General features: G+C 73.2%; 27 protein-coding genes. 9 read left to right on the top strand and 18 right to left on the bottom strand.

Annotation, left to right across the window (positions count from 1 at the left end; translation table 11 throughout):
- Positions 1–35: 35 nt before the first annotated feature.
- Positions 36–686, bottom strand: a complete 651-nt coding sequence (locus tag OG767_RS16830) for a TetR/AcrR family transcriptional regulator (RefSeq protein ID WP_405089417.1) — start codon at positions 684–686, stop codon at positions 36–38.
- Positions 687–758: 72 nt separating this feature from the next.
- On the opposite strand from OG767_RS16830, the gene OG767_RS16825 reads away from it, so the two are divergent.
- From OG767_RS16825 to OG767_RS16815, 3 genes are all read left to right on the top strand, one after another.
- Complete coding sequence (locus tag OG767_RS16825) at positions 759–2,108, top strand: MFS transporter (protein WP_405089416.1); 1,350 nt, start codon at positions 759–761, stop codon at positions 2,106–2,108.
- A gap of 12 nt (positions 2,109–2,120) precedes the next feature.
- Positions 2,121–3,278 carry a hypothetical protein gene (locus tag OG767_RS16820; protein WP_405089415.1) on the top strand — a complete coding sequence of 386 codons (1,158 nt, stop codon included), beginning with the start codon at positions 2,121–2,123 and terminating at the stop codon, positions 3,276–3,278.
- A gap of 102 nt (positions 3,279–3,380) precedes the next feature.
- The gene (locus OG767_RS16815) at positions 3,381–3,971 is read left to right on the top strand and encodes a pyridoxamine 5'-phosphate oxidase family protein (protein WP_405089414.1); all 591 of its coding nucleotides are present in this window, start codon (positions 3,381–3,383) and stop codon (positions 3,969–3,971) included.
- 31 nt (positions 3,972–4,002) lie between these two features.
- Here the strand turns inward: OG767_RS16815 and OG767_RS16810 are convergent, their stop codons facing one another.
- A complete protein-coding gene (locus OG767_RS16810) occupies positions 4,003–5,484 on the bottom strand; it encodes a peptide MFS transporter (RefSeq protein ID WP_405089413.1) in 1,482 nt (493 codons plus the stop codon).
- Positions 5,485–5,682: 198 nt separating this feature from the next.
- On the opposite strand from OG767_RS16810, the gene OG767_RS16805 reads away from it, so the two are divergent.
- Positions 5,683–6,024 (top strand): RNA polymerase-binding protein RbpA, encoded by a 342-nt coding sequence (locus OG767_RS16805; protein ID WP_007460094.1) that lies wholly within the window; start codon positions 5,683–5,685, stop codon positions 6,022–6,024.
- Positions 6,025–6,093: 69 nt separating this feature from the next.
- On the opposite strand, the gene OG767_RS16800 is transcribed toward OG767_RS16805, so the two are convergent.
- From OG767_RS16800 to OG767_RS16760, 9 genes are all read right to left on the bottom strand, one after another.
- On the bottom strand, positions 6,094–6,615 hold the full coding sequence (locus OG767_RS16800) for an FxsA family protein (protein WP_405089412.1): 522 nt from the start codon (positions 6,613–6,615) through the stop codon (positions 6,094–6,096).
- A gap of 56 nt (positions 6,616–6,671) precedes the next feature.
- Positions 6,672–7,448 (bottom strand): polyprenol monophosphomannose synthase, encoded by a 777-nt coding sequence (locus OG767_RS16795; protein ID WP_405089411.1) that lies wholly within the window; start codon positions 7,446–7,448, stop codon positions 6,672–6,674.
- A gap of 22 nt (positions 7,449–7,470) precedes the next feature.
- Entirely contained in the window at positions 7,471–9,078 is a 1,608-nt protein-coding gene (gene lnt, locus OG767_RS16790; RefSeq protein WP_405089410.1) for an apolipoprotein N-acyltransferase, read from the bottom strand.
- A 483-nt stretch (positions 9,079–9,561) separates the two neighbouring features.
- Positions 9,562–10,896 carry a glutamate mutase L gene (locus tag OG767_RS16785; protein ID WP_405089409.1) on the bottom strand — a complete coding sequence of 445 codons (1,335 nt, stop codon included), beginning with the start codon at positions 10,894–10,896 and terminating at the stop codon, positions 9,562–9,564.
- Positions 10,897–10,942: 46 nt separating this feature from the next.
- Complete coding sequence (locus OG767_RS16780) at positions 10,943–11,341, bottom strand: hotdog domain-containing protein (RefSeq protein WP_405089408.1); 399 nt, start codon at positions 11,339–11,341, stop codon at positions 10,943–10,945.
- The gene (locus OG767_RS16775; RefSeq protein WP_405089407.1) at positions 11,338–12,090 is read right to left on the bottom strand and encodes an OAM dimerization domain-containing protein; all 753 of its coding nucleotides are present in this window, start codon (positions 12,088–12,090) and stop codon (positions 11,338–11,340) included. Before OG767_RS16775 ends, OG767_RS16780 begins: the two co-directional genes overlap by 4 nt.
- Positions 12,087–13,646 (bottom strand): lysine 5,6-aminomutase subunit alpha, encoded by a 1,560-nt coding sequence (locus OG767_RS16770; protein WP_405089406.1) that lies wholly within the window; start codon positions 13,644–13,646, stop codon positions 12,087–12,089. The genes OG767_RS16775 and OG767_RS16770 overlap by 4 nt, the downstream gene beginning before the upstream one ends.
- The gene (locus OG767_RS16765; RefSeq protein WP_405089405.1) at positions 13,643–15,214 is read right to left on the bottom strand and encodes an amidohydrolase; all 1,572 of its coding nucleotides are present in this window, start codon (positions 15,212–15,214) and stop codon (positions 13,643–13,645) included. The genes OG767_RS16770 and OG767_RS16765 overlap by 4 nt, the downstream gene beginning before the upstream one ends.
- Positions 15,215–15,218: 4 nt before the next feature.
- Positions 15,219–16,268 (bottom strand): zinc-binding alcohol dehydrogenase, encoded by a 1,050-nt coding sequence (locus OG767_RS16760; RefSeq protein WP_405094237.1) that lies wholly within the window; start codon positions 16,266–16,268, stop codon positions 15,219–15,221.
- A gap of 155 nt (positions 16,269–16,423) precedes the next feature.
- On the opposite strand from OG767_RS16760, the gene OG767_RS16755 reads away from it, so the two are divergent.
- Positions 16,424–17,830 (top strand): KamA family radical SAM protein, encoded by a 1,407-nt coding sequence (locus OG767_RS16755; RefSeq protein ID WP_405089404.1) that lies wholly within the window; start codon positions 16,424–16,426, stop codon positions 17,828–17,830.
- 63 nt (positions 17,831–17,893) lie between these two features.
- Here OG767_RS16755 and OG767_RS16750 read toward each other — a convergent pair whose 3' ends face one another.
- Complete coding sequence (locus OG767_RS16750; protein ID WP_405089403.1) at positions 17,894–18,088, bottom strand: CsbD family protein; 195 nt, start codon at positions 18,086–18,088, stop codon at positions 17,894–17,896.
- 158 nt (positions 18,089–18,246) lie between these two features.
- On the opposite strand from OG767_RS16750, the gene OG767_RS16745 reads away from it, so the two are divergent.
- A complete protein-coding gene (locus OG767_RS16745) occupies positions 18,247–18,858 on the top strand; it encodes a histidine phosphatase family protein (protein ID WP_405089402.1) in 612 nt (203 codons plus the stop codon).
- On the opposite strand, the gene OG767_RS16740 is transcribed toward OG767_RS16745, so the two are convergent.
- The 6 genes from OG767_RS16740 to OG767_RS16715 form a co-directional block, all read right to left on the bottom strand.
- Positions 18,788–19,294 (bottom strand): Lrp/AsnC family transcriptional regulator, encoded by a 507-nt coding sequence (locus OG767_RS16740; protein WP_396769975.1) that lies wholly within the window; start codon positions 19,292–19,294, stop codon positions 18,788–18,790. The genes OG767_RS16745 and OG767_RS16740 overlap by 71 nt on opposite strands.
- A gap of 59 nt (positions 19,295–19,353) precedes the next feature.
- On the bottom strand, positions 19,354–19,569 hold the full coding sequence (locus tag OG767_RS16735) for a DUF433 domain-containing protein (RefSeq protein WP_107156812.1): 216 nt from the start codon (positions 19,567–19,569) through the stop codon (positions 19,354–19,356).
- Between the two features lie 24 nt (positions 19,570–19,593).
- Positions 19,594–20,334, bottom strand: a complete 741-nt coding sequence (locus OG767_RS16730; protein ID WP_405089401.1) for an RNA-guided endonuclease InsQ/TnpB family protein — start codon at positions 20,332–20,334, stop codon at positions 19,594–19,596.
- Between the two features lie 219 nt (positions 20,335–20,553).
- Complete coding sequence (locus OG767_RS16725; protein ID WP_405089400.1) at positions 20,554–20,739, bottom strand: hypothetical protein; 186 nt, start codon at positions 20,737–20,739, stop codon at positions 20,554–20,556.
- A 2-nt stretch (positions 20,740–20,741) separates the two neighbouring features.
- Positions 20,742–20,978, bottom strand: coding sequence for a hypothetical protein (locus OG767_RS16720; RefSeq protein ID WP_405089399.1), 237 nt, complete (start codon positions 20,976–20,978; stop codon positions 20,742–20,744).
- A gap of 145 nt (positions 20,979–21,123) precedes the next feature.
- A complete protein-coding gene (locus OG767_RS16715; RefSeq protein WP_405089398.1) occupies positions 21,124–22,290 on the bottom strand; it encodes an acyl-CoA dehydrogenase family protein in 1,167 nt (388 codons plus the stop codon).
- A 249-nt stretch (positions 22,291–22,539) separates the two neighbouring features.
- On the opposite strand from OG767_RS16715, the gene OG767_RS16710 reads away from it, so the two are divergent.
- The 3 genes from OG767_RS16710 to OG767_RS16700 are packed head-to-tail and all read left to right on the top strand — an operon-like array spanning position 22,540 to position 25,723.
- Positions 22,540–23,010 (top strand): hypothetical protein, encoded by a 471-nt coding sequence (locus OG767_RS16710; RefSeq protein ID WP_405094236.1) that lies wholly within the window; start codon positions 22,540–22,542, stop codon positions 23,008–23,010.
- Positions 23,010–24,407 (top strand): hypothetical protein, encoded by a 1,398-nt coding sequence (locus OG767_RS16705; RefSeq protein WP_405089397.1) that lies wholly within the window; start codon positions 23,010–23,012, stop codon positions 24,405–24,407. The genes OG767_RS16710 and OG767_RS16705 overlap by 1 nt, the downstream gene beginning before the upstream one ends.
- A complete protein-coding gene (locus OG767_RS16700) occupies positions 24,404–25,723 on the top strand; it encodes a VWA domain-containing protein (RefSeq protein WP_405089396.1) in 1,320 nt (439 codons plus the stop codon). Before OG767_RS16705 ends, OG767_RS16700 begins: the two co-directional genes overlap by 4 nt.
- The last annotated feature ends 4 nt before the right edge of the window (positions 25,724–25,727 follow it).

Here is a 25,727-nt window from a genome sequence, read left to right as displayed (position 1 = left end):
CGACTGCTGGATAATCCCCGGCGGTGGTGCCCCGGTCAAGGGGCCGCCGGCGGGTAGAGCCCGTCGAGGAGGCGGTGCACGAACGCGCGGAACTCCCGCCGCTCCCGCGCCTCGGAGCCGGCGCCCGCGGCCAGCGCCACCACGTGCCCGTGCACCGCCCAGACCAGGCTGCGCACCGTCACGTGCGGGGCCGGCTCGACCAGCGCCCCGGCCGCCGACGCGGCGGCGAGCAACTGCTCGACCTGCGCGTACAGCGGGGCGGCGTAGCGCCGGTCCAGCTCGGTGTGCCGTCGCGGCTCCAGCCAGCGGCGCAACCACAGCGCGGTGGTCTCCGGCCGGTCCTCCAGGAAGTCGACGAACACGTCGACCAGGTCGTGCAGCGCGCGTACCGCGTCGGCGGGCCCGGCGGCCAGCGCGGCGCGGGCGCGGTCCCCGGCCGCCTCCACCGCCTCCCGTTCGGCGCTGAACACCCGCGCGAAGCAGGCGTCGTAGAGCTGCGCCTTGGTGCCGGTGTGGTGGGCGACGGTGGCCGCGTCGACGCCGGCCGCGGCGGCCACGTCGCGCACGCTGACCGCGTCGAAGCCCCGCTCGGCGAACAGCGCGGTGGCGGCGGCCAGCACCAGGTCGCGGGTCGGTCGCTGGTCGTCGCGGCGGGGCCGGCCCGGCCGGCGACGGGGCATGGTCATCCGGCCATTGTTCCCCCTACAATCCAGCATCCGTTGGATTGGGGTGGGCGTGCCCCGGGGCAGGAGGCGGCGATGACCGGGGTGGACCCGCGGCGCGACACCGGCGCGCTGCCCCGCGGCCCGCTGGTCGGGTTCGCCGCCGGCTCGCTGGGCATGGGCGTGTGGATCACCGTGCCGGGGCTGCTGCTGCTGTACTTCCTCACCGACGTCCTCGCGGTCGCGCCGTGGCTGGCCGGGCTGACGCTGCTGCTGCCGAAGGTCGCCGACGTGCTGCTGCACCCGTGGATCGGGCACCGCTGCGACGTCGAGCAGGCCCGCCGCGGCCACCGCCGGCGGCTGCTGCTCGCCGGCTGCGCGTTGCCGGCGGCGTTCGCCGCCCTGTTCGCGGTGCCCGGCGGCCTCACCGGCGCGCCCGCCGCGGCCTGGGTGGCGGTGTGCTTCGTGGCCGGCAACCTGCTGTTCGCCGCCTACCAGGTGCCCTACCTGGCCACCCCGGCGGACCTGCGGATCGGCTACCACGAGCGGACCCGGCTGATGGCGTTCCGGATGGTGGTGCTCACCCTCGGCATCCTGGCCTCCGGGCTGCTGGCGCCGCTGCTGGCCGGCGGCGACGACGCCACCCGCGCCGGCTACCTGCGGATGGCCGGGGTGCTGGCGGCCGGGATGCTCGCCGCGATGCTGGTCGGGGTGGCGGGCATCGGCCGGCTGCGCCGCGCGGCGGGCGACCCGACGCCGCGGCACGCCACCGGCGGGTGGCGGGCGCTGACGGCGAGCCTGCGGGACCGGCAGTTCCGTCGGCTGGCCGGCGCGTACCTGGCCATGTCGACCACCACCCACCTGGTGCTGGCCGGGGTGCCCTACTACGCGCGGTACGAGCTGGGCCGCGCCGGGCTGACCACGGTGCTGGTGGCGGCGTTCGTCGCGCCGGCGCTGCTGGTCACGCCGGCCTGGTCGGCGCTGGCCCGGCGGGTCGGCAAGCAGCGTGCCCTGCTGGCCGCGCAGGCCGCGTTCGCGGTCGGGTCGCTGGTGCTGGCTCTCGGCCGGGCCGCCAGCCTGCCGGTGCTGGTCGCCGCCGTGGCGGTGCTCGGGGTGGCGTTCGCCGGCATGCAACTGCTGCCGTTCTCGATGCTGCCCGACGTGATCCGCGCCGCCGGCGCGCCCCGCGCCGGCACCTACACCGGTGTGTGGACCGCCACCGAGGCCACCGGCGCGGCGCTCGGCCCGTACGCGTACGCGTTGTGCCTGGCCGCCGGCGGGTTCGTCGCGTCGAGCGCCGGGGAGACCGTCACCCAGTCGGCGGGCGCCCTCGCGGCGCTGCGGTACGGCTTCGGGCTGCTGCCCGCCGCCGTGATGGTGGTGGCGGTGCTGCTGCAACGCCGCTACACGCTCGACGGCGCGGCCCGCGCCGACGCCGGCCACTAGACTTCGCCCCCGATGGACGCCACTTCGCCCCCGACGGACGCCGAACCCGCCACCGAGACCCGCCCCTGCGCCCACTGCGCCCGGGAGGTGCCGCAGCGTGTCGGCGCGGGCCGCCCGTTCCGCTACTGCCGGGACAACGACGGCGCCTGCCAGCGGGCCGCCCGCAACTCGCGGATGCGGCACCGCAACGCCCCCGGCCTGCCCGGGCAGGTGGCCCGCACCTGGGAGGCGGTCGACCGGCTCGACCAGATCGTGGAGACGCTCACCGACGCGCTGCACGCCGAGCTGTCCCCCGCCGGCGTGGAACGGCAGCTCGCCGAGCTGCGCGCCGAAACGTCGGCGCAGGTCGCGGCCGCGCACGCGGAACGCGACGACGCCCGCCGCGACGCCGAGGACGCCGCCGCGTCGGCCACCCGCGACCGGCAGGACGCGCGGGCCGCGCGCACCGACCGCGACACGGCCCGGCAGCGCGCCGACGCCGCCGAGGCGGCGACCCGCGCGGCCGTCGAGCGGGCCGACGCCGCCGAGACCGCCCGCGACGCCGCCCGCGCCGAGGCCGGCGCCGCGCAGGCGCTGCGGGTGCAGGCCGAACGGGACCGGGACGCCGCGCGCGCCGAGCTGCGGACCGTGCGGGCCGAACGCGACGCCGAACGGCAGCGGGTCGCCGAGCTGACCGCCGACCGGGACACCGCCCGCGCCGACGCCGAACGCGCCACCCACGCCGCGGCCGAGGCGCTGGAGCGGGCGCAGCGGGCCCGCGCCGACGCGGACGCGGCCCGCGCCGACGCCCAGGCCGCCCGGGCGCAGGCCACCGAGGACCGCCGGGCGGCGCGGGCCGCCGCCGAACGCGCCGACGCGCAGGCCACCGATGCGCAGCGGGCCCGCGCCGACCGGGAACGGGCCGACACCGCGCGCGCCGAGGCGGTGGCGGTGGCCGACGCGGCGCGCGCCGAGGCGACGGCGCTGCGGGCCGAACGGGAGGCGCTCGCTGCCGAGCTGGCCGAGGCCCGGCGGGCGGTGGGGGTCGCGCAGGCGCGGGCCGCCGAGGCGGCGGCGCGGTTGGCCGCGGCGGACACCGACCGCGACGCCGCCGAACGGCGCGCCGGGCAGCTCGCCGACCAGGTCAGCGACCTGGCCGGGGCGCTCGCGCGGCTCGGACGTCCCGCCTGATCGGATTCCGGCCGGGGCCGCTCGCGCGGCTCGGCGCCGGTTGACCGGCCACGCAGCGGGACGGGGCAGCGCGGCACCGGCCGGCCGGGCGAGGATCACGGCATGGGACAGACGCATGAACGCATCGACGGCCGGTTGCGGGAGTTCATCGAGGCGCAGCCGATGTTCTTCGTCGCGACCGCCCCGTTGTCCGGCGACGGCACCGTCAACCTGTCACCCAAGGGGCTGCGCGGCGCCCTGGCGGTGCTCGACGCGCACACGGTGGCCTATCTGGACTTCGCCGGCAGCAACGCCGAGACCATCGCGCACCTGCGGGAGAACGGCCGGGTCACGCTGATGTGGTGCGCGTTCGCCGGCCCGCCGAACATCGTGCGGGTGCACGGGCGCGGCGAGCCGGTGTTCCGCGACGACCCGCGCTGGCCCGACCTGCTGCGGCACTTTCCCGACATCGACCCGGGCCCGCACGGCCTGCGGGCGGTGATCGTGGTGCGCGCCGAGCTGATCCGCGACACCTGCGGCTACGCGGTGCCGCTGATGAGCTACGACACCGACCGGGACCTGCACGGGCGGCGGTTCGCCCGGGAGGACGACGCGTCGCTGTCGGCGTACTTCGCCGGCAAGGAACACGTCGCGACCAGCATCGACGGGCTGCCCGGCCTGCCGCTGCCGTTGCCGCCCACACCGGCGGCGTGAGCCGTCCGGCGCTGGGCCGGCTCGCGGCCGGTCAGTGGATGCCGGCCATCAGGCCGCGGATCTGCCGGGTGAACATCACCGCGGCCACCCCCAGCAGCACCGACGCCAGCCCGAACGTCAGGAAGTACGCCGACTGCGACCAGTTCTGCGCCAGCCGGGCGACCTGACCGCCGATCGCGTCGCCGACGGCGGTGGCGAGGAACCACAGGCCCAGCATCTGGCTGGCGTACTTCACCGGGGCCAGTTTCGTGGTGGCCGACAGGCCCACCGGGCTCAACGACAACTCGCCGGCGACCTGGATCGCGTACACCGCGACCAGCCACCACGGGGAGACCAGGTCGCCACCGACGGCGGCCTGCGCGGCGGCGGCCATCAGCACGAACGACAGGCCGTTGAGGACCAGGCCGACGGCGAACTTCGTCGGTGTCGACACCCGGTGGCCCAGGCGCAGCCACAGCCAGGCGGCCAGCGGCGCGCCGATGATGATCAGGATCGGGTTGACCGACTGGAGCCAGGACGCCGGGAACGTGAACCCGGCCACGTTCCGGTCGGTGCGGTCGGCGGCGAAGATGTTCAGCACCGAGCCGGCCTGGTCGTAGATCAGCCAGAACGCGGCGGCGAACACGAACAGCCACACGTACGCCTTCATCCGGCGGCGTTCGGTGCCGCTGATCTCCCGGTCGGTGAGGATCCGCGCGAAGTAGCCGACGGTCACCAGCACGGTCACCGCGGTGAGCAGGTTGACCACCGTGTTGACGGTGAACCAGCCGGTCAGCAGCAACCCCAGCAGGACCACCAGCAGCACGGCGGTGACCGCGCCGGCGCGGGTCAGCGCCCGCCGCCGGTCGGCGCCGAGCAGCGGGTCGGCGGGGCGGGCGCCGGCGTCGCCCAGGTTGCGGCGGCCGAGCACGTACTGCGCCACGCCGAAGGTCATGCCGACCGCGGCCGCGCCGAACCCCAGATGCCAGTTGATCTTCTCGCCGAGGAAGCCGGTGATCAGCGGCGCGATGAACGCGCCCAGGTTGATGCCCATGTAGAAGATCGAGAAGCCGGCGTCGCGGCGCGGCGAGTCCCGCTCGTACAGGTCACCGACCATGGTGGAGATGTTGGGTTTGAGCAGACCGGTGCCGAGCACGATCAACGCCATGCCGGCGAACACGCTCCACCCGGTGGGCACCGCCATCACGTAGTGGCCGGCGGCGATCACCACGCCGCCCCACAGCACGCTGCGCCGCGCCCCGAGCAGCCGGTCGGCGACCCAGCCGCCGGGCAGCGCCATCAGGTAGACCATCGCGTTGTACGTGCCGTACACGGCGTTGGCGGTGGACTCGCCGACGCCGAGACCGCCGTCGGCGACCGTCGCGGTCAGGTACAGCACCAGGATGGCCCGCATGCCGTAGAAGCTGAACCGCTCCCACATCTCGGTGAGGAAGAGGGTGGACAGCGCCCGCGGGTGACCGAAGAAGGTCCGACCCGCGGGCGGTCGGGCCCCGACCGGCGCGTCACTGCTCATCGTCACCTCCGGCACGCATGGTGGGTAACATCCCCGGTGACGGGCGAAACACTCCAGCCGATTCGGGCGGCTGCCCCGGCCGGTTACCCTTGACGCTCCCGACCCGCGTACGGCCCGACCGACGCGGGTGGGGAATGGGCGGGCGGTGACCGGCCGTTACACCTGAGGACCAGCACCACGAACGAGGGGAAGTCGATCATGGGCGAGCGTATGCTGCGCGGTAGCCGGCTGGGCGCGGTCAGCTACGAATCCGACCGCAACACGGAGCTCGCGCCGCGTCAGACCCGCGAGTACCTGTGCGCCAAGGGCCACCAGTTCGAGGTGCCGTTCGCCGTCGACGCGGAGGTCCCCACGACCTGGGAGTGCAAGTTCGACGGCAGCGTCGCCCGGCTGGTAGACGGCAACGAGCCGGAGCAGAAGAAGGCCAAGCCGCCGCGTACCCACTGGGACATGCTGCTGGAGCGGCGGTCCATCGCCGAGCTGGAGGACATCCTCGCCGAGCGGCTCCAGGAGGTCCGCACCCGACGCGGGCGCGCCTGAGCACCGACAACGTCGAAGCGCCCCCGGGGAGATCATCCCCGGGGGCGCTTCGGCACGTCCGCGACGATCTCAGCGGTCCACGATCTCACCCTCGATGGCCGGTCCCGGCTGCGGCGACTGCCCCGCCGGCGACTGCGGCGACGGCGACGGCGCGGGCTGCGGCGCACCCGGGTACACCCGCACCCGACGCGGACCGAACAGGTCACCGGCGACCATCGACGACACCCGCCGCTCCGCGGTACGGCGCACCCCACCACCGGCGAGGCGCCGCAGCGGCGGCACCAGCAGCAACAGCCCCACCACGCCGCTGACCAGCCCCGGCAACGCCAACAACAGCGCACCCGCCAACCCCACCAGGCCGTCGGTCACCTGCGGCCCCGGCGGCTGGCCGGCCTGCGCGGCGGCCCGGAACCGCCGCCACGCCCGCATGCCCTCCCGGCGCAGCAGCACCAGACCCAGCAGCGACGCCGCGAACACCAGCAGCAGCGCCGCACCGAACCCGACAGCCCGCCCGACCAGGACGAAAACGGCCAGCTCCAGCAGCGTCAGCAGCAACAGAGCCAACGGTACGAATTTCAGTCCTCGGCGCATCTCACCTCATCGGCCCGCACGTGTCGTCACGCCCCTCCAGCATGACACGCCCCCGCTCACGGCCACCGGGCCAACGCGTCCGGGCGGCCCCGCACCGCCGCCCGACGGTCCCGCACCCCCCACCGGGTGACCCACCACAACGCCTCCGCCACGATCAACGGACTCATCTTGCTGTCACCGTGTTCCCGCTCGGCGAACGTGATCGGCACCTCCACGATGCGCACCCCGGCACGGTGCGCCAGCCGGGACAACTCCACCTGGAACGCGTACCCCTGCGACCGCACCGACCCCAGGTCGATGGCGTCCAGCACCGCCGAGCGGTACACCCGGTAACCGCCGGTGGCGTCGCTGACCGGCATACCCAACGCCACCCGCGCGTACAGGTTGCCGACCCGCGACAACAGCAGCCGCCGCCACGGCCAGTTCACCACCCGCGCGCCGCGCGTCCACCGCGAGCCGATCACCACGTCGGCGTCGCGGGCGGCGGCCAGCAGCGCCGGCAGGTCCTCCGGGGCGTGCGAGCCGTCGGCGTCCATCTCCACCACCGCGTCGTAGCCGCGCTCCCGCGCCCACCCGAACCCGGCCAGGTAGGCCGCGCCGAGGCCGTCCTTGCCGGGCCGGTGCAGCACGTGCACCTGCGCGTCGACACCGGAGATCGCCTCGGCGATGCCGCCGGTGCCATCCGGGCTGTTGTCGTCGGCGACGAGCACGTCCACCGCGGGCGCCGCCACGCGGACCCGGGCCACGATCCGCCGCACGTTGTCCGCCTCGTTGTAGGTGGGGATGACCACCAGGACCCGCCCCACCCCGGGATGGCCGGCTTGCGCACCCACCGTCGTACCGCCTCTCCTCGGCTCAGCCGGGGACGACCTCCCGGCGTCGACGCGCCACGGCCGCGCCGAGCAGGGCCGCGACCGCGAACGCCGCGAACGCCACCTCCGGCCACGCCCCGACCACGGTGGCCGGGGTACGCCCGTCCCCGAGTCGCATCTGCCGCACCACCACCTCGGCGGTGTTGAACCCGGTGGCACCGTCTACCCGCCCATCCGGGGAAACGAACCCGGACACCCCCACCGTGGAGGCCATCAACGCGGCACGGCCGTGCTCGACGGCCCGCAGCCGCACCATCGCCAACTGCTGGCGGGCCTCCGCCACGTCGAACGTGGCGTTGTTGGTCTGCACCACCAGCAGTTGCGCGCCGCCGGTGACGGTGTCCCGCACGATGCCGTCGTAGGCGACCTCGAAACAGATCACGTCGCCCAGCGTGGCCACCCCGGCATCAAGCACCCCCGGCCGGTCACCGGGGACGAAATCGGAGCGCACCCGGTCGACCTCGGCGCTGACCTTCCGGGCGATCGCCCGCAGCGGCACGTACTCGGCGAACGGCACCGGATGCCGCTTCGTGTACACCTGGCCCAGGTCCGGGCCGCTGCCGGGCCGCCACAGCAGGCCGGCGTTGCGGACCTGACCCGGGCCCGGACCCGACAGCACGGCGCCGACCAGGATCGGCGCGCCGATCGCGTCGGCGGCCTGCGAGATGCGGTAACCGGCCCCCGGATTACGCAGCGGGTCGATGTCGCTGGAGTTCTCCGGCCACACCACCAGGTCGGGACGCTGCGCCTCGCCGCGACCGACCCGCTCGGCCAACTCGACGGTGGCGTCGACGTGGTTGTTGAGCACCGCCTGCCGCTGGGCGTTGAAGTCCAGCCCGAGACGCGGCACGTTGCCCTGCACGATCGCCACGGTCACGGTGTCCCCGCCGCCGCGCACCCCGACCGGGACGGCCGCCCCGGCGGCCAGCAACGCCACCAGCCCGGCGGTCAGCCCGGCGACCGGCCGCCACTGCCCCGCCCGGCGGCGCCAGTCCCGCCACGCCACGGCGAGCAACAGCCCACCGGCGAGTGCCACGGCGAACGTGACAAGCGGCGCGCCGCCGAGCGCGGCCAGCCGCAACAGCGGCGACGTGTCCTGGCTGAACGCCAGCCGCCCCCACGGGAACCCCCCGAACGGCGTGCGGTCACGCAGCGCCTCCTGCCCCACCCACAGCACCCCGGTCAGCAGCGGCCACCCCACCCGCCACCGGTCGGCCAGCGGCGACACCCACGCCGTCGCGGCGCCCAGCAACGCCAGGTAGCCGGCCTGCAACAGCGACAACAGCGCCCACGGCAGCCAACCGGTGTGCAGATTCGTCCACTCCAGCAGCGGCGCGAACAACGCCACCCCGGCCAGGAAACCCAACCCGGCGCCGGCACGCAGCCGCCGCCGGTGCACCGCGGCGGCCAGCAACGCCACCCCGACCGGCGCCAGCGGCCACAGCCCGTACGGCGGGAACGCCACCAGCAACGCCAGCCCGGCCGACACGGCAGCCGGCACGGCCAGCCTCAGCGGCAGCGGACGCGCCACGGCACCCGGATGGCGTGCCCCGTCGGTGGCACGCGGCTGTTCCCGGTCGAGCGTCGTCACCGGCACCTCACCACGATCACGGGCCGAAGGCTACCCGGCCGCCGCGTCGAGGCGCCCGTAGGTGGCCCGGCGACGGAAATCGGGGCGCGGCCCAAGCCGCGCCCCGATGCTCCCAGGCCCTCCCCGGCCGGTGGGGCGAGGACGATCGGCGCCGACCTTCGGACCGACCGGACGTGGACTGGCTGCCCCCGCCTGGCCGTTGTCTACTGGCCGTTCCTCTCACCCTGCCCGTACACCGGTAACCGCGACCGGTTCGCGCCGCCCCGCCGACCCCCGCCCGCTGGACCTGGCCGCCGCAACCTTCCGGTCACTCGGCCAGCGGACGAGAGGACGAAACGAACAACAGCCGCTTCCCGTGGTAGGACTCAAAGACGGTACGGCGTGCACCCCCGCCGCTGTCAACCCACCCCGGCCTGTCGTGTGTTGCGCCACGGCGTGTCGCGTCGGCGCGTCTCGATACGCCGACAGCCGACGGCCGCCCGCTCAGCCGGCCAGATGCCGACGCAGCAGGGCCGCCGCCACACCCGGATGATCACCGGCGAGCAACCCGCCGGCAGCCAGCACGTAGTCGACGTCGACGACGGCGCGCGCCGCCCGCGGCAGCGGCCACCCCCCGGCGTGGTCACCGAGCACCGCCGCGAGCACACCGGCGGCGTCGACCGGCGCCGCGTGCCGCAACACCCCACCGGAGCCGACCATCACCTTCACGTCCCGCAGATCCCGGCCGGCGCGCTCACCGGTCGCCGCGCCCCGGGCGTGCCGACGCAACGCCACCGTCGCGGCCAGCCCGGCGATCCGCCGCTCCGCCGCCCGGTCGGCGTCGTCGACAGGCAGAAACCCGGGATCCGCGGCCCGCACCGCCGCCGCAGCCGCCAGGTCGTCGGCCTCCCCCACCGCGAGCAGCCGCTCCTCGACGGCGGCCCGCACCACACCCGGGGCACTCCACCGCATCCCCAGATCCCCCTCGACGGTGCGGGCCCGCCACAGCGTGCCGGCGACCTCCTGGCCCGGGCCGCTGTCCCGCTCATCGGGCGTGAGCACCGAATACACGTCGGTGGTGGCGCCACCGACGTCCACGACGGCCAGGTCCCCGCCGAGCGCGTCGGCCAGAACCTCCACACCGGTGAGCACCGCATCCGGGGTGGCGGCCCGCACCAACCGGGCGAAACGACCACCACGGGACAACTTCTTACCGCCGATGACGTGCCGAAGGAACACCTCCCGGATCGCCGCGCGGGCCGAGCCCGGCGTCAGCACCCCGATCCGCGGCAACACATTGTCCGCGGCGGTGACCGGCACCCCCGCCGCGGACAACACGGCACCCAGCTCGCCCCGCACGTCGGCGTTGCCGGCGAGCACCACCGGCACCCGCCAGCGCGCCCGCGCCAACCGGGTCGCGTTGTGGGTGAGGGTGTCCGCGTCACCGCCGTCGGTGCCGCCGACGAGCAGCACCACATCGGGCCGGGCGGCGCGCAACGCCGCCAGGTCGGCCCGCCCGAGCCGCCCGGCGGCCACGTGCACCACATTCGCCCCGGCGGACAACCCGACCCGCCGGCCCGCCTGCGCCGTCACCAGCGGCTCGTAGCCGACCACCGCCAGCCGCAGACCACCCCCCGCCGACGAACACACATACCAGGGCAGGTCCCCGCCGGCCAGCCCGGCGGTGGCGGCGCCCACCGCCGCGTCCAGACCGTGCAACACGTCGGTGCCCACCGTCGTCGGCGCGGCCGCCGCGCCGACCAGCCGACCACCGTCGAGGTCCACCACCGCGGCCTTCGTGTACGTCGACCCGACATCCGCGCAGACAGCGAGGTTCACGCGCCGCTGCCCTTCGTCAGCGACCCCGGTCGCCGCACAACCGTGCTCACGCCGCTGGGGGAACGACCACCGTGCCGGTGGCGGTGACCGCCACGACCGGCTCGGCGAGCACCTCGGCGGCCGACTCGCCCCGGTCGGGGCGGCCCCGGCACACCACCCGCGCGGCGAAGTCGATGGTACGGCTGCGGGTGCCGACCCGGGTGACGGTCGCGACCACCTCCAACACGTCACCGGCCTTCATCGGCGCCCGGAACTGCACATCGGAGTAGGACGCGAACAACCCCTCGTCGCCGTCGGTACGGATGCACACCTCGGTGGCCACGTCCCCGAACAACCCCAACGCGTACGCCCCGTCCACCAGGTTCCCGGCGTAGTGGGCGTGCGAGTACGGCACATACCGGCGGTGCGTGACGGTCAACCCCACCCGGGGATCCTGCTCGCTCAACTGCTCGCCTTCCTGGAAGTGATCAACGCGTGCACGAGGTAACTGGCCACCTCGCCCGGAGTCGTCCCGCGACCGAAGATCCGGTCCACGCCCAACTCGCCGGTCATCGTCTCGTCGAAACGCGGCCCACCTACGATCAGCAGGGGCCGCTTCCCGGCCGGCATCGCCTCCCGGAACGCCGCCGACATCTCCCGCGTGTTGTGCAGATGCGCGTCACGCTGCGTCACCACCTGCGACACCAGCACCGCGTCGGCCTTCTCCTTCCGGGCCGCCTCGACCAGCTCCGGCACACTCACCTGCGCACCCAGATTGCTGACCTTCAACTCCCGGTAGTACTCCAGGCCCTTCTCCCCGGCGATGCCCTTCACATTCAGGATCGCGTCGATGCCCACGGTGTGCGCGTCCGTGCCGATACACGCCCCCACCACCGACAACTTGCGACGCATCCGCTGCTTCACCACCGTGTTGACCTCCTTGGCCGACAGCAGCGGAAAGTCCCGCTCCACCACCTGCACCTTGTCCAGGTCGACCAGGTGGTTCACCCGCCCGTACACCACGAAGAACGTGAACCCGTCCCCGATCGGCTTGGCGTGCACCAGCATCGCCGGATCCATGCCCATCCTGTTCGCCAACTGCACCGCAGCGCCCTCGGCCCGCTTGTCGTGCGGCACCGGCAACGTGAACGACACCTGCACCATGCCGTCACCCGTGGTGTCCCCGTACGGCCGCACCACCGTCTTCCCCGTCATGAGGGCTGCTCCAGGATCTCCGTCGCCGGGTTGTAGTAGTCACCCTCGTGCCGCGCCACCCCGTCCAGGCCCTTGCCCCGGTCCGCCGGCCGCTTCATGATCCCGAACGTGCCCTCGGCGATCGCCGTCAACAACGACTGCTCCCCGATCCGCTCCAACAACTCCACCGCCTCACCCAGCACCCGATGCGCCCGCTGCTGGATGAACCCGCCCGGCGCCGGCACGAAATCCTCGTGCAACCCACCCGCCGCGCCCAACACGTACCGCACGTTCTGCAACGCGACGTCCCGGTCCGACAGCCACGGCGTCACCACCGCCTCCGTCATCATCCCCACCAGCAGAATGCCCTGCCCCGTCATGGTCCCCACCAGGTTGAAGAACCCGTCCAACAGGTTCCCCCGGAACACGTCCCCGGTCATGTGCTTCGTCGGCGGCATCCACTTCAACGGCGCGTCCGGGAACAACTCCCGCGCCAACAACGCGTGCGCCAACTCCAACCGGAACGACTCCGGCACATCCGGATTGATCTCGAACGCGTGCCCCAGCCCCAACAACCCGTCCGACAACCCCGCCTCGTGCGCGAAGAACTCGTTGAGCAACTGCGACACCGTCACCGTGTGCGCCTCGTCCACCGCGTCCGCCGTGGTCAGATAGTTGTCCTCACCGGTGTTGATGATGATCCCCGCCCGCGCGTGCACCTGCCGCGAGAACCGCTGATCCACGAACGTCCGGATCGGGTTGATGTCCCGGAACAGAATCCCGTACATCGAATCGTTGAGCATCATGTCCAGCCGCTCCAGGCCCGCGAGGGTCGCCATCTCCGGCATGCACAGCCCCGACGCGTAGTTCGTCAACCGCACGTACCGGCCCAACTCCCGCGACGTCTCGTCCAACGCCGCCCGCATCAACCGGAAGTTCTCCTGCGTCGCGTACGTGCCCGCGAAACCCTCCCGGGTCGCCCCCTCCGGCACGTAGTCCAACAACGACTGCCCCGTCGACCGGATCACCGCGATCACGTCCGCGCCCGCCCGCGCCGCCGCCTGCGCCTGCGGAATGTCCTCGTAGATGTCGCCCGTCGCCACGATCAGATAGATCCACGGCCGCTGCTTCGGATCCCCGTGCCGCCTCACCAACCGATCCCGCTCCGCGCGCCGCCGGTCGATCTGCCGCACCCCCGCCGCGACCGCCTTCCGGGCCGCCCGCCGCGCCGCCGTCGCCGCCTTGCCAGACGGCACCCCGAACCGCACCGACCCCGCCGCCGCCTTCTGCGCCAGCAACGTCACATCCGAGATGCCCTCCCGCGCCAACGCGTCGAACACCGGCACCGCCACCCCGTGACCCAGGCCCACATCCGCCACCACGGCGTCCACCAGACGGTTCACCCACGGAATACCGTCCGGATCCGCGCCCGACACCCCGGCCAGCCGCAGCACCGCCCGCTCCACCGACACCGTGGTATGGCTGCGCGCCAGATCCACCACCGGCTGCCCCGCCCGACGCGCCAACTCCCGCGCCCGCGACACCAGCACCGGATCCAGCCCAAGCTTCCCTGTCACGAAGACCCTTCCTGATAGATCACGTCACCGCGCAACACCGTCGCCCGACACACCGGCAGCGGCGTCGGATCATCCGGCCCCCGCAACTCCGGATCCGCCGCCAACACCACCGGCAACCCCCGGTCCACCCCGGCCGGCGCATCCCACACCGCGAACGTCGCCGGCGCCCCCAACGCCAGCACCCCCTCGCTGTCCAGATGCACCGCCCGCCACCCGCCGCGGGTGTGCGCCGCGAACGCCGCCCGCACACTCATCCGCTGCGACGGATTGTGATGAGCCGCCGCCGCCCGCACCGAACCCCACGGATCCAACGGCGTCACCGGCGAATCCGACCCGAACGCCAACGCAACCCCCACCCCGTGCATCGCACCCATCGGATTCGACTCCAACGACCGGGACAAACCCAACCGCGACTCGTACATCCGACCCGCGCCACCCCACAACCTGTCGAACGCCGGCTGCATCGACGCCACGATCCCGAACTCCACGAACCCGGCGATCAACCGCTTGCTCATGATCTCCGCGTGCTCCACCCGGTGCCGCGCCGCACGCAACCGCTCCGTGCCCACCTTCTCCGCCGCCGCCGCGAACCCCGCCAACACCGTGCCGATCGCCGCGTCCCCGATCGCGTGGAACCCGCCCTGCATCCCGTGCGCCGCACAGTCCAACAAATGATCACGAACCTGCTCCGCCGACACGTACCCGTGCCCACACGCCCCCGGCTCCCCGTCCAGGTACGCCGCCGACACGTGCGCCGTCCGCGACCCCAACGCCCCGTCCGCGAACAGATCCCCACCCGCACCCACCGCACCCAACTCCCGGGCCTTCGCCGCACCCAGCAACTCACCCCAGTACCCGTACACCTCCGGCACCCCGGCCCCCGAGATGCCCAACAACCCGGTGAAGTCCTCCTCATCCGAAATGCCCGGACCACCGCACTCGTGCACCGCCGCGATACCCAACGACGCCGCATGCCCCAACGCCCGCCGCTGCGCCGCCACCCGCTGCGCCCGCGTCACCGACCCGAACGCCGCCGCCCGCACCACATGATGCGCGTCCCGCCGCAACCAACCCGACGGGTCGAACCCCGCCACCGACGACACCTCCGGACACGCCGCCAGCAACGCCGCCGACACCAACGCCGAATGGATCGACGCCTGCGACAGATACACCCGCCGCCCACCCGCCGCCCGGTCCACCGCCGCCGCGTCCGGCACCACCGGCGTCACCCACGTCGACTCGTCCCAGCCGTGCCCCAACACCACCGCGTCACCCGGCAACCCCGCCGCGAACGCCGACACCGCGTCCAGCAGCTCCCCGGCCGACCGCACCCCCGACAGATCCAGCCCCGACAACGCCAGACCGGTATCCGTCGCGTGCACGTGCGCGTCCACGAACGCCGGCGTCACCAACGCGCCGTCCAACTCCACCACCCGGTCCGCGGACGGCGCCTCCGCGTCCGCACCCAACCAGGCGATCCGCCCGTCCCGCACCAACAACGCCGTCGCGCTCGGCTCGGCCGGACAATGCAACACTCCACCGCGGTACAGCGTCGAGGGGTTCGTCATGACCTCAGTCTGCCGCCAGCCGCGCCTCGAACAGACCACGCACCCCCGGCTCGGCCCGCAACAACTCCAACGCCAGCTCCGCGTGCCCCGGCACGAACCCGTTCCCCACCAGCATCGTCACGTCCGCCGCCAGACCCTCCGCCCCCAACGCCGCCGCCGCGAAACTCGTCGCCATCGAGAAGAAGATCACCGTCCCGCCGTCCGCCGTGGCCAACACCGCGCCGTGCTCACAACCCGGCACGTCCACGCACACCACCGTCACGTCCGCCGGCACCCCCAACGCCGTGGTCACCGCCGACGACAACCCCACCGGATCCCGCGCGTCCGCCAGCGCCACCGCGTCGGCCAACCCGGCCGCCGTCAGCGCGTCCCGCTCCGCCGCCACCGGCACCACCCCGACCGTACGACCCGCGCCCGCGCGCCGCGCCGCCGCCAGGGACAACGACCCGCTCTTACCGGCCCCACCGATCACCGCCACCGACACCGGACGCGCGTCACCCTCCCGGGCCCGCCGCGCCACCTGCTCGGCCACCACCCGCGCCGTCAACGCCGGCGCCCCACACACGTCCAGCACGGCCAGGGACAGCTCCGGATGCAGATCCGCCGGCAGCACCGCGGCGATCGACCGGGCGAACAGGATCGCGTACCCGTCACACGGCACCTGCTCACTGCGCCCGTCCCACCGGGCCAGCCCGTCGGAGATCGTCAACGGCGTCAGCGTCAACGACACCAGCGTGGCCACCCGGTCGCCCGCGCGCAGCCCCAGCGGGGACCGGCGGCCCGCCTCCTCCACCGTGCCGATCAGCATCCCGCCGGACCCGGTCACCGGGTTCTGCATCTTCCCCCGGGTCGAGATGATCTCCAGCACCTCGGCGCGGACCTTCTCGCCGTCCCCGCCGTGCTTCTCCGCCAGCTGCCGGAAACTCGCCGCGTCCAGGTTCAGCCGCTCCACCCGGATCCGCACCTCGTTCGCCGCGATCCGCGGGTCGGCGTCCAGCCGCCAGGCCGCCTGCGGCAGCACCCCCGCCGGTTCCACGACTCGGTGCAGACCCACCGGTGACGTCACGCCGACCCCCTACGTCCAGCCGCCCGAACCCCGGGGTGGGGTTCGCGTCGCGGGAAAACTTACGGCAGACTAATTTCTTCACCGCAGATTTTCCAGTAGCCTTCGCAAGGTTGATCAACCCGCACCGCAGACGAGGAGGGGCCGTGACCCAGACCCAACCGGTGGAGACCATCCCGACGCCCCGCTCCACGCCGGTCGCCGTCCCCGCCGCCGGACAGCCCTACGAATACCGGCGCGCCCCCCTGGTCGAGCCCGACTGGACCCGCTTCCCCGGCTGGCGCCACGTCACCCGCGAACAGTGGGAGAACGCCCAGTGGCAGCGCGTCAACTGCGTCAAGAACATCAAGCAGCTCCGCGCCGTCCTCGGCGACACCGTCGACGAGACCTTCTACGCCGACCTCGAAGCGGACCAGAAGGCCCTGGCCACCATGTCCATGCTGGTGCCGCCACAAATGATCAACACGATGGTGCCGTTCGCGACCATGACCACCGAGGCGCTGCTCGCGGACCCGATCCGCCGCTACATGATCCCGGTCGCCTCCGACCGGCGCACCGACTGGCCCTCACACCCCTACGCCAGCCGCGACAGCCTCCACGAACACGACATGTGGGTCGCCGAGGGTCTCACCCACCGCTACCCCACCAAGGTCCTCGCCGAGCTGCTCTCCACCTGCCCGCAGTACTGCGGCCACTGCACCCGCATGGACCTCGTCGGCAACTCCACCCCCGCCGTCGACAAGCTCAAGCTGACGCTCAAGCCCGTCGACCGCTACGACGCCCACATCGCCTACCTCAAGGCCCACCCCGGCGTACGCGACGTGGTCGTCTCCGGCGGCGACGTCGCCAACGTGCCGTGGCGCAACCTCGAGTCCTACCTCATGCGCCTGCTGGAGATCGAAACCATCCGCGACATCCGGCTCGCCACCAAGGCCCTGATGGGCCTGCCCCAGCACTGGCTCCAGCCCGACGTCGTGGAGGGCCTCGAACGCGTCGCCCGCACCGCCGCCCGGCGCGGCGTCAACCTCGCCATCCACACCCACGTCAACCACGCCCAGTCGCTGACCCCGCTGGTCGCCAGGGCCGCCCAGACCGCCCTCGACGTCGGCGTCCGCGACGTCCGCAACCAGGGCGTGCTGATGCGCGGCGTCAACGCCACCAGCGCCGACCTGCTCGACCTCTGCTTCGCGCTCCAGGGCGAGACGGGCATCCTGCCGTACTACTTCTACATGTGCGACATGATCCCCAACGCCGAGCACTGGCGGGTCCCGGTCTGGCACGCCCAGCAGCTCCAGCACGACATCATGGGCTACCTGCCCGGCTACGCCACCCCGCGCATCGTCTGCGACGTGCCGTTCGTCGGCAAGCGCTGGGTGCACATGCTCACCGACTACGACCGTGAGCGCGGCATCTCCTACTGGACGAAGAACTACCGCACCTCGATCGAGTCCGCCGACCTGGAGGCGCTCAACAAGCGCTACGCCTACTACGACCCGATCGACACGCTGCCCGAGGCCGGCCAGTCCTGGTGGCACGCCCACCGCGACGACTGACCCGCGCCGACACACACCCGAAGGCGGGCCACCGGCACTCCGGTGGCCCGCCTTCGTCCGTCGTCACTTCTCGAACGCGTCCTTGACGTCGCGGCCGGCCTGCTTCACGTTCTCCCCGGCCTGCTTGGCGCGCGCCGTGCTCTGCTCGCTGGCACCCTCGGCCCGCAACCGCTCGTTGTCGGTCACGTCACCGATGCGCTCCTTGGCCATGCCGCTCATCTCCTGGGCCTTGCTCTTCGCCTTGTCGGTGAAGCTCATGTCGCCCTCCTCGTCTGGGCTGCGCATTCCTCTGCTGCGTCCCCGATGTCTCGGACCGCAAACACGTGCGGTGGTGCACTACCCGCTAATGCATCCTAGGACAATAGGGTGAAAGTGGGTGCCGGGCGGGTCCGGTGCCCACGTGGTTGACTGAGCCGATGAACGAGATCCTGCTGGTCCGGCACGGCGAGACCACGTGGAGCGCCAGCCACCGGCACACCTCGTACACCGATCTGGAGCTGACCGCCGACGGTGAGCGGCAGGCCCGCGCGCTCGCTCCCCTGCTCGCCGGCCGGCGCTTCGCGCGCGTGCTGTCCAGCCCCCGGCAGCGGGCCACCCGCACCGCGCTGCTGGCCGGGCTCACCGTCGACACCATCGACCCCGAGCTGGCCGAGTGGAACTACGGCGAGTACGAGGGCCGCACCACCGCCGACATCCAGCAGGAACGACCGGGCTGGAGCATCTGGACCGACGGCGGCCCCGGCGGGGAGTCACCGGACGCCGTCGGCGCCCGCCTGGACCGGGTCCTCGACCGGGTGGTCCCGCTGCTGGAACACGGCACCGTCGCGCTGGTCGGGCACGGCCACAGCCTGCGGGTGCTCGGGGCACGCTGGATCGGGCTGCCGCCGTCGGCCGGCGGGCTGCTGCGGCTGGACACCGCCACGCTCAGCGTGCTCGGTCACGAGCACGGCCGGCGGGTCATCCAGCGGTGGAACCTGCCGGCTCCGACGACGGCCGGGAACGGCCCCGACCAGGCAGCTCGCCACTGATCTTCGGCGGCCGGTTCTCGTAGGGCGTGGACAGCACCACTGTGGTGCGGGTGGTGACGTTCGCGGCGATGCGGATCTCCTGCAGCAGCCGTTCCAGGTCGGCCGGGCCGGCCACCCGCACCAGCAGGAGATAGAAATCCTCCCCCGCGACCGAGTAGCAGGAATCGATCTCGGGCAGGTGGGCCAGCCGCTCCGGCGCGTCGTCGGGCTGCGACGGGTCGAACGGCCGGATCGCCACGAAGGCGGTCAACGGCAGCTCCAGCGCCTCGAACGACACGCGGGCGGCGTACCCCTTGATCACGCCGCGCTGCTCCAGCCGGCGGACCCGCTGGTGCACGGCGGACACCGACAGGCCCACCCGCTCGGCCAGATCCGTGTACGACAGGCGACCGTCCCCGGTCAGCGCGGCCACGATCGCGCGGTCGATCTCCTCCACGCGCTGCAACCTACCGGAGATAGCGCTCCCACGCCGTACCCGCCTCGCCGCGGTGACGCTCAGCGGGCCGTGCGGTCGCGGACCGCGTCGGCGGCGTAGTTCAGCACCTCCACCATGTCCTCCTCGTCGAGGAACGGCAGATCGGTGAGGATGTCCGTGACGGACATGCCGTCGGCCAGCATGGCCAGCAGCGTGGCCACCGGCACGCGGGACTGCCGCACGCAGGGCGCCCCGCCCATCACGTCGGGGTCGGCGGTGATCCGGGGGAAGGTCACCGCGACAGGTTAGCCGTTACCTTCTCAGTGCACTCTGGTGAGCGCACGGTTGGTAGTCCCGCCTTGCGGTGGAACGGTCCCGGTCTGACCGGCGGATGCCGTGCCGGGTTCACGCTTCAACGCCACCTGCCCGCGTGCGCGGGTCTTCTGGTCGGCTCCACGCGCAGCCACCGAGCTACTCCCGGCGGTAGTTGCCTGTGCCGCGAGTGCGGCAAGGTTACGTGCGGCATTGAGGTCCCGGTCAAGGGTCAGGCCGCATGTCTGGCAATGGTACGCACGCTCGGACAGGGGCAGTTTGGTTTTCACCGCGCCGCAGCCTGAGCAGGTTTTCGAGGACGGGTACCAGCGGTCGGCGACGATCAACTGTCCCCCGTTCCACGAGGCTTTATAGGTCAGTTGCCGGCGGATCTCCCCAAAACCAGCATCGGTGATGTGCCGGGCCAACCTGCGGTTGCGCAGCATCCCGGCAACGTTGAGGTCTTCCACCACGACTGTTGCGTGTTCGCGGACAAGGCGGGTGGTGAGTTTATGTAGTCCGTCACGGCGCAGGTTTGCCACCCGGGCGTGGGCTCGGCCGAGCCGGTTGGCGGCGCGTTGCCACCGCTTCGACGGGCGTCGGCCCGTCCGTCGGTGCGGGCCGTTCTTGCGGGACATCGCCCGCCCGAGAAGGCGTAGGCGGCGCTGGGCGTCGTTGAGGTGCCGCGGGTTGGGTACCAGTTCTCCCGTGGAGAGCACCGCGAGGTGCGCGACGTCGTCCTTCGCCATATTCCACTCCCGGCGCAGCGCCGCGAGTGTCCACCCGATCGCCGGTGAGCCGATCGTCCGGCACGCCGTAGGTGCGTTCGGCGGCCCGCTGATCCAGGACTGCTTTCACTTTAGCAAGGGCCCAGTTGTGCGCGACCCGGGCAGCCCCGGCATGCGCGAGCACGGCGCGTTCCTGCGCCGGGTTCAGGTCAAGGGCGAACCGATACGCCTGGACCGTCTTCACGCCGACTCGTCCGGGTCGATGACCGCCTCGACCGCGCGACCGGCGCGGTTCACGGTGGCGCCGGACCCGTAGCACCAGGCGCACAGGACTGTCAGGATCTCGGTGACATCACGCACCAGATCGTCGTCCACCTCGGCCGGGTTCATGACCAACGGCCTGCGGCCCCGCACCACGGGAGCCACCTTCACGTCCTCGACACCAAACCGGCCAAGCCGGTCGCGGTCTGAACCAAGACGGTCAACAGAGCCAAGTCGCGCAGCATGTCAAGGAACTCCTTACGCCGCCCGTCCAGCGTTGAGCCGACCTCGCTGACCAGCCGAGAAACGGCAAGTTCCTGACCGGTCGCCCACGTGGCATCCCAAGCGACCGACCGATCCACGTCGACCCTCTGATCGACCAACGACGCCCGGGCGTAAACCACCGTGATCTCCTACGATGACGCCTAGACGGCTCGCTCTACCAGGACCAGTCCGCCGAGCAGCCTACCCATCCGGACCCAGCGACACGCCGCAACCAGTCGACATTTCTCACACCGCCTACTCCTCCAAGTTCACAAATGCCTTCTGTCACTTACCGGATCGACGATTGCCAGCGGCCCTGGCGAGGGCGCGGGAGATGACCAGCCGCTGGATCTGGTTGGTGCCCTCGACGATCTGCAGCACCTTCGCCTCGCGCATGTACCGCTCGACCGGGTGGTCGGCGACGTAGCCGGCGCCGCCGAGCACCTGCACCGCGTCGGTGGTCACCCGCATCGCCAGGTCGGTGGCGAACAGCTTCGCCTTCGCCGCCTCGATCGAGTACGGCCGGCCCGCGTCGCGCAGCCGCGCGGCGGCCAACAGCAGCGCGCGGGCGGCGGAGATGCCGGTGGCGTGGTCGGCGAGCATGAAGCCGAGCCCCTGGAAGTCGACGATGGCGCGGCCGAACTGCTGCCGCTGGCGCGCGTAGTCGACCGCGTAGTCCAGCGCGGCCTGCGCCAGGCCGACCGCGCAGGCGGCGATGCCGAGGCGGCCGGAGTCCAGCGCCGACATGGCGATGGTGAAGCCGGCGCCCTCGCCGCCGATCAGCCGCTCGGCCGGCACCCGGGCGTCGTCGAACGCGATCTGCGCGACCGGGGAGGCGTGCAGGCCCATGGTGCGCTCGGCGGCCTGCGGTGCGATGCCGGGCGTGGCCCGGTCGGCCAGCAGACAGGAGATGCCCTTCGGGCCGGGCCCGCCGGTGCGGCAGAAGATGTTGTAGAAGTCGGCGACCCGGGCATGGGTGATCCACGCCTTGGTGCCGGTCACCACGTAGTCGTCACCGTCGCGGACCGCCCGGGTGGTCAGCGACGCCGCGTCCGACCCGCCCTGCGGCTCGGAGAGGCAGTACGCCCCGAGCAGCTCCCCGCCGATCATGTCGGGCAGCAGCTTGCGCTGCGCGTCGGTGCCGAACTGCGCGAGGGGGTAGCAGGACAGCGTGTGCACGCTGACCGCCTCGGCCACGGCCAGCCACCGGCTGGCGAGGATCTCCAGCACCTGGAGGTAGACCTCGTACGGCTGGGCGGCGCCGCCGTGCTCCTCGGCGTACGGCAGGCCGAGCAGGCCGGCCCGGCCCAGTGTGCGCAGCACGTCCCGGGGGAACTCGGCCCGCTCCTCGAAGCCGGCGGCCTTCGGCGCCAATTCCCGGTCGGCGAGCTCGGTGGCGAGCTCCAGCAGGTCGTGTGCCTCGTCGGTGGGCAGGATCCGGTCGACGTTCATAGCGCGATGAGCTCCAGGGGTGGGTGAGCCGGTGCGGCGGCGTCCGGGTCCGGACCCTGCCAGCTTAACGGTCGTTTGGGCGGCGGTGGGAGTCCGCGTCGCTGTCGTACCCGTGGTCCATGATCCTTGTCGTCACAGCGGCACGGAGCACGGGCCGGCGACGGCGTTCCGGCGTGCCCGGCGACGCCGACCGGCGGGAAGGTCGAAACGATGACGGAGCCGACGGACGCCGCACGGCGACGACGGAGCGTGCTGCGGGTCGCGCCCCCGGCACGGGCCCGCAAGCTGGCCAAGGTGCCCTTCGTGGAGCTGGCCGACGGCCGGTTGCAGGGGGTGGTGTCCAGCGGGTCCGACGTGGAACGGGTCTACGTCTCCTCGGTGACCGCCGGCAGCCACGCGGTCAACTGCAGCACCAACAACAACCGCCCCTGCGGCGGCCTGCGCGGCAGCCTGCTCTGCAAGCACCTGCACGCGCTGGCCGACGAGGCCGTGCTCCAGTACGGCGTCGAGCAGGTCGCCCGCTACCTGCGCATCGACACCGGCGACGGCGTCGACAGCGGCGTCGCGCTGCTGGCCCGCACCGACGCGCGGCACGAGCCCGGGCCGGCGGCGGTGGTGTTCAGCCGCTTCCTGCGCCACCTGGCCTACCTGGAGGTCCCGCCGAGCACCGCGCCGGTGCCCGAGCTGCACTGGTTCCCGGCCACCGCGACGGTGCGCTGATGCTCGCCGCGCAGCTCACCCAACTCGACGACGGCGCACCCGCCGGCCTGGCCGAGGCACTCGCCGTGGTCGACGGCGTCGACGACTCGCTGACCCGCGGGCTGGCCCGACCGGGCGAGCCGGACGCCGCCGCCTGGGCGGCGCTGGCCGCCGCCGTCGACGGCACCCCGCTGGCCCAGCGCGCCGCCGAGGCGGTGCGCGCCGCGACCACCGGCGCGCTCACCGAGGACCACCTGGCCGTCCTCGCCGGCGCCCGCGCCGCGCTGCTCGGCGCCGTCCACGACGCGCTGCTGGACCGGCTCGACACCGCGCTGCACCGCTCCCGCGCCCCGTGGGCCGCCGCGCCGTCGGCCGCGCCGGGCGCCACCCCCGCCCTGGCCGGGGCGCGCGCCTGGCTGCACGAGCTGACGCTCGCCGGCTGGCGGGGCGCCGACCACGAGCTGCTCTCCGGCGCCGCCGGACCGGTGGAGGCCACGCTCGCCGAGCCCTCCCAGCGCCGCCTCGCGGTGCTGCTCGACGGTCTCGCCACCGAGCTGCGCGCCGGCCTGCCGGTGACCGCCGCGACGCCGGTGCCCACCCGCCGGTGGGCCGACCTGTGGACCCGGGCCGTGCTGCTCGCCGCCGGCGCCGCCACCGAGGCCGCCCCGGCGGAGACGGTGTCCGGCCGGCTGCTGCCGCTCGGCGTCGACGTGCACGAGCACGACACCGCGTTCCAGGCGCAGCTGCACGCCCTGCTCGAACCCGCCGGCGGCGGTCCGGGCCGGCTGGTCCGGGTCACCGTCGTCGCGGCCAAGGTCGCCACCATCGTCGGCCCGGCCGGCTGGCGGCTGCTGGAGGCGTACCCGGTGCTGCTCAAGGCCCTCGCCGAGCGGCGGGCCGTGACCGTCACCGACCTGCCCGCGCACGGCGGCGACCTGCACTGGGTCGAGGAACGCGCCGTGCTCGGCGACCCCGCCGACCCGTTCGCCACCGCCCGGGTGCTGCTCGCCGACGCGACCGCGCCGGCCACCCCGCCGCTGCAACGCCACCCCGCCGCGCTCGCCGAACCGGTCCTGGTCGAGGGCCGCGTCGTCCGCGACGACGACGGTGAGCCGGTGGTCGCGCTCGACGGCCAGACGATCCCGCTGGCCGTCGACCGGCTGCCCGCCGCCGGGCCGCTCACCCCGGCGCTCGTCAACGCCGCCACCGCGTGCCTCGGCCTGCTCCGCTGGGACGACGACCGCTGGCTGCTGCAACCACTCGCCGTGCGGGCCACCGTCAAACGGCAGACCGTCGAGGCGCACAACGGCGACTGGGCATGCGGCGTCACCGACCCGAAGGTGGCCAAGGCCGAGGCGCGGGCCGGCGACGCGGTGGCCGTGCTGCGCGAACGCGCCGGAAGGTTGCTGCGCCGATGACCGCCGACCGCGACCACGCCAACCGCCGCCAGGTGCTCTACTGGCGACTGCTCGCCCGCCTGTTCCACACCGACGAGCAGCCGGCGCTGGAATCCGCCAGCGTCGCCGTCGTCGACGACCTCGACCTGCCCACCGCGCTGCTGGACCCGGCCGTCTCCGTCGACACCGTCGTCCAGCGCTTCCCGGCGCTCGCCGACGAGCTGCGCGACCTGCTCACCCCCGACCCCGACGCACCGGCCGGCCCGTTCCAGCCCACCGAGACCGAGGTACGCCGGGCCGCGCTGGCCTCGAAGCTGCTGCTCAACGTGTTCGCCACCGGCGCCGGCGAGGTCAGCGCCGGGCAACTGGCCCGCTGGCAGGCCGACGCCGGCTGGTTCGAGCAGGCCTGCGGCGTCGCCCCCGGGGAGCTGCGCCGCGACGGGACCGGTCTCGGCGCCACACTCGCCGGCCTGGAGGGCGACCTGGTGCGCCGGATGCGCCTGCGGGAGGTGCTCGCCGACCCGGCGCTGGCCGCCCGGCTCACCCCGAGCATGTCCCTGATCGAGCAGCTCCTGCGCGACAAGTCGAACCTGTCCGGGGTCGCGTTGGCCAACGCCAAGTCACTGATCCGCCGCTACGTCGACCAGGTCGCCGAGGTGCTGCGCACCCAGGTCGCGCAGACCACCGTCGGCACGGTCGACCGCTCGGTGCCACCCAAGCGGGTCTTCCGCAACCTCGACCTCGACCGCACGATCTGGCAGAACCTCACCAACTGGAGCCCCGACGACGAACGCCTCTACGTCGACCGGCTCTACTACCGGCAGACCGCGCGGCGCACCACGCCGTCCCGGCTCATCGTGGTGGTCGACCAGTCCGGCTCGATGGTCGACTCGATGGTCAACTGCACCATCCTCGCCTCCATCTTCGCCGGGCTGCCCAAGGTCGACGTGCACCTCATCGCGTACGACACCCGGGCGCTGGACCTCACCCCGTGGGTGCACGACCCGTTCGAGGTGCTGCTGCGCACCAACCTCGGCGGCGGCAACGACGGCCCGGTCGCCATGGCACTGGCCCGCCCCAAGATCGTCGAGCCCCGCAACACGGTGCTGGTCTGGATCTCCGACTTCTACGAGTTCGACCGCTCCCAGCCGCTGTTCGACGGCATCGAGGCCGTGCACCGCTCCGGGGTGAAGTTCATCCCGGTCGGCTCCGTCAACAGCTCCGGCAACCAGAGCGTCAACCCCTGGTTCCGGCAACGCCTCAAGGACCTGGGCACCCCCGTCATCTCCGGCCACATCCGCAAGCTCGTCGTCGAGCTCAAGAACTTCCTCACCTAGGAGA

Source organism: Micromonospora sp. NBC_01392, assembly GCF_045040125.1.
Classification (GTDB): domain Bacteria; phylum Actinomycetota; class Actinomycetes; order Mycobacteriales; family Micromonosporaceae; genus Micromonospora.
Note: the sequence above shows the minus strand (reverse complement) of the source record. Positions and strands in the feature narration are given on the sequence as shown.

Coding starts and splice junctions, on each gene's coding strand:
- OG767_RS16715 (WP_405089398.1), bottom strand. CDS start 22,290: ATGAACGTCGACCGGATCCTGCCCACCGACGAGGCACACGACCTGCTG.
- OG767_RS16800 (WP_405089412.1), bottom strand. CDS start 6,615: ATGCGCCGAGGACTGAAATTCGTACCGTTGGCTCTGTTGCTGCTGACG.
- OG767_RS16825 (WP_405089416.1), top strand. CDS start 759: ATGACCGGGGTGGACCCGCGGCGCGACACCGGCGCGCTGCCCCGCGGC.
- OG767_RS16775 (WP_405089407.1), bottom strand. CDS start 12,090: ATGACGGGGAAGACGGTGGTGCGGCCGTACGGGGACACCACGGGTGAC.
- OG767_RS16815 (WP_405089414.1), top strand. CDS start 3,381: ATGGGACAGACGCATGAACGCATCGACGGCCGGTTGCGGGAGTTCATC.
- OG767_RS16700 (WP_405089396.1), top strand. CDS start 24,404: ATGACCGCCGACCGCGACCACGCCAACCGCCGCCAGGTGCTCTACTGG.
- OG767_RS16745 (WP_405089402.1), top strand. CDS start 18,247: ATGAACGAGATCCTGCTGGTCCGGCACGGCGAGACCACGTGGAGCGCC.
- OG767_RS16750 (WP_405089403.1), bottom strand. CDS start 18,088: ATGAGCTTCACCGACAAGGCGAAGAGCAAGGCCCAGGAGATGAGCGGC.
- OG767_RS16805 (WP_007460094.1), top strand. CDS start 5,683: ATGGGCGAGCGTATGCTGCGCGGTAGCCGGCTGGGCGCGGTCAGCTAC.
- OG767_RS16810 (WP_405089413.1), bottom strand. CDS start 5,484: ATGAGCAGTGACGCGCCGGTCGGGGCCCGACCGCCCGCGGGTCGGACC.
- OG767_RS16765 (WP_405089405.1), bottom strand. CDS start 15,214: ATGACGAACCCCTCGACGCTGTACCGCGGTGGAGTGTTGCATTGTCCG.
- OG767_RS16730 (WP_405089401.1), bottom strand. CDS start 20,334: ATGGCGAAGGACGACGTCGCGCACCTCGCGGTGCTCTCCACGGGAGAA.
- OG767_RS16705 (WP_405089397.1), top strand. CDS start 23,010: ATGCTCGCCGCGCAGCTCACCCAACTCGACGACGGCGCACCCGCCGGC.
- OG767_RS16830 (WP_405089417.1), bottom strand. CDS start 686: ATGACCATGCCCCGTCGCCGGCCGGGCCGGCCCCGCCGCGACGACCAG.
- OG767_RS16820 (WP_405089415.1), top strand. CDS start 2,121: ATGGACGCCACTTCGCCCCCGACGGACGCCGAACCCGCCACCGAGACC.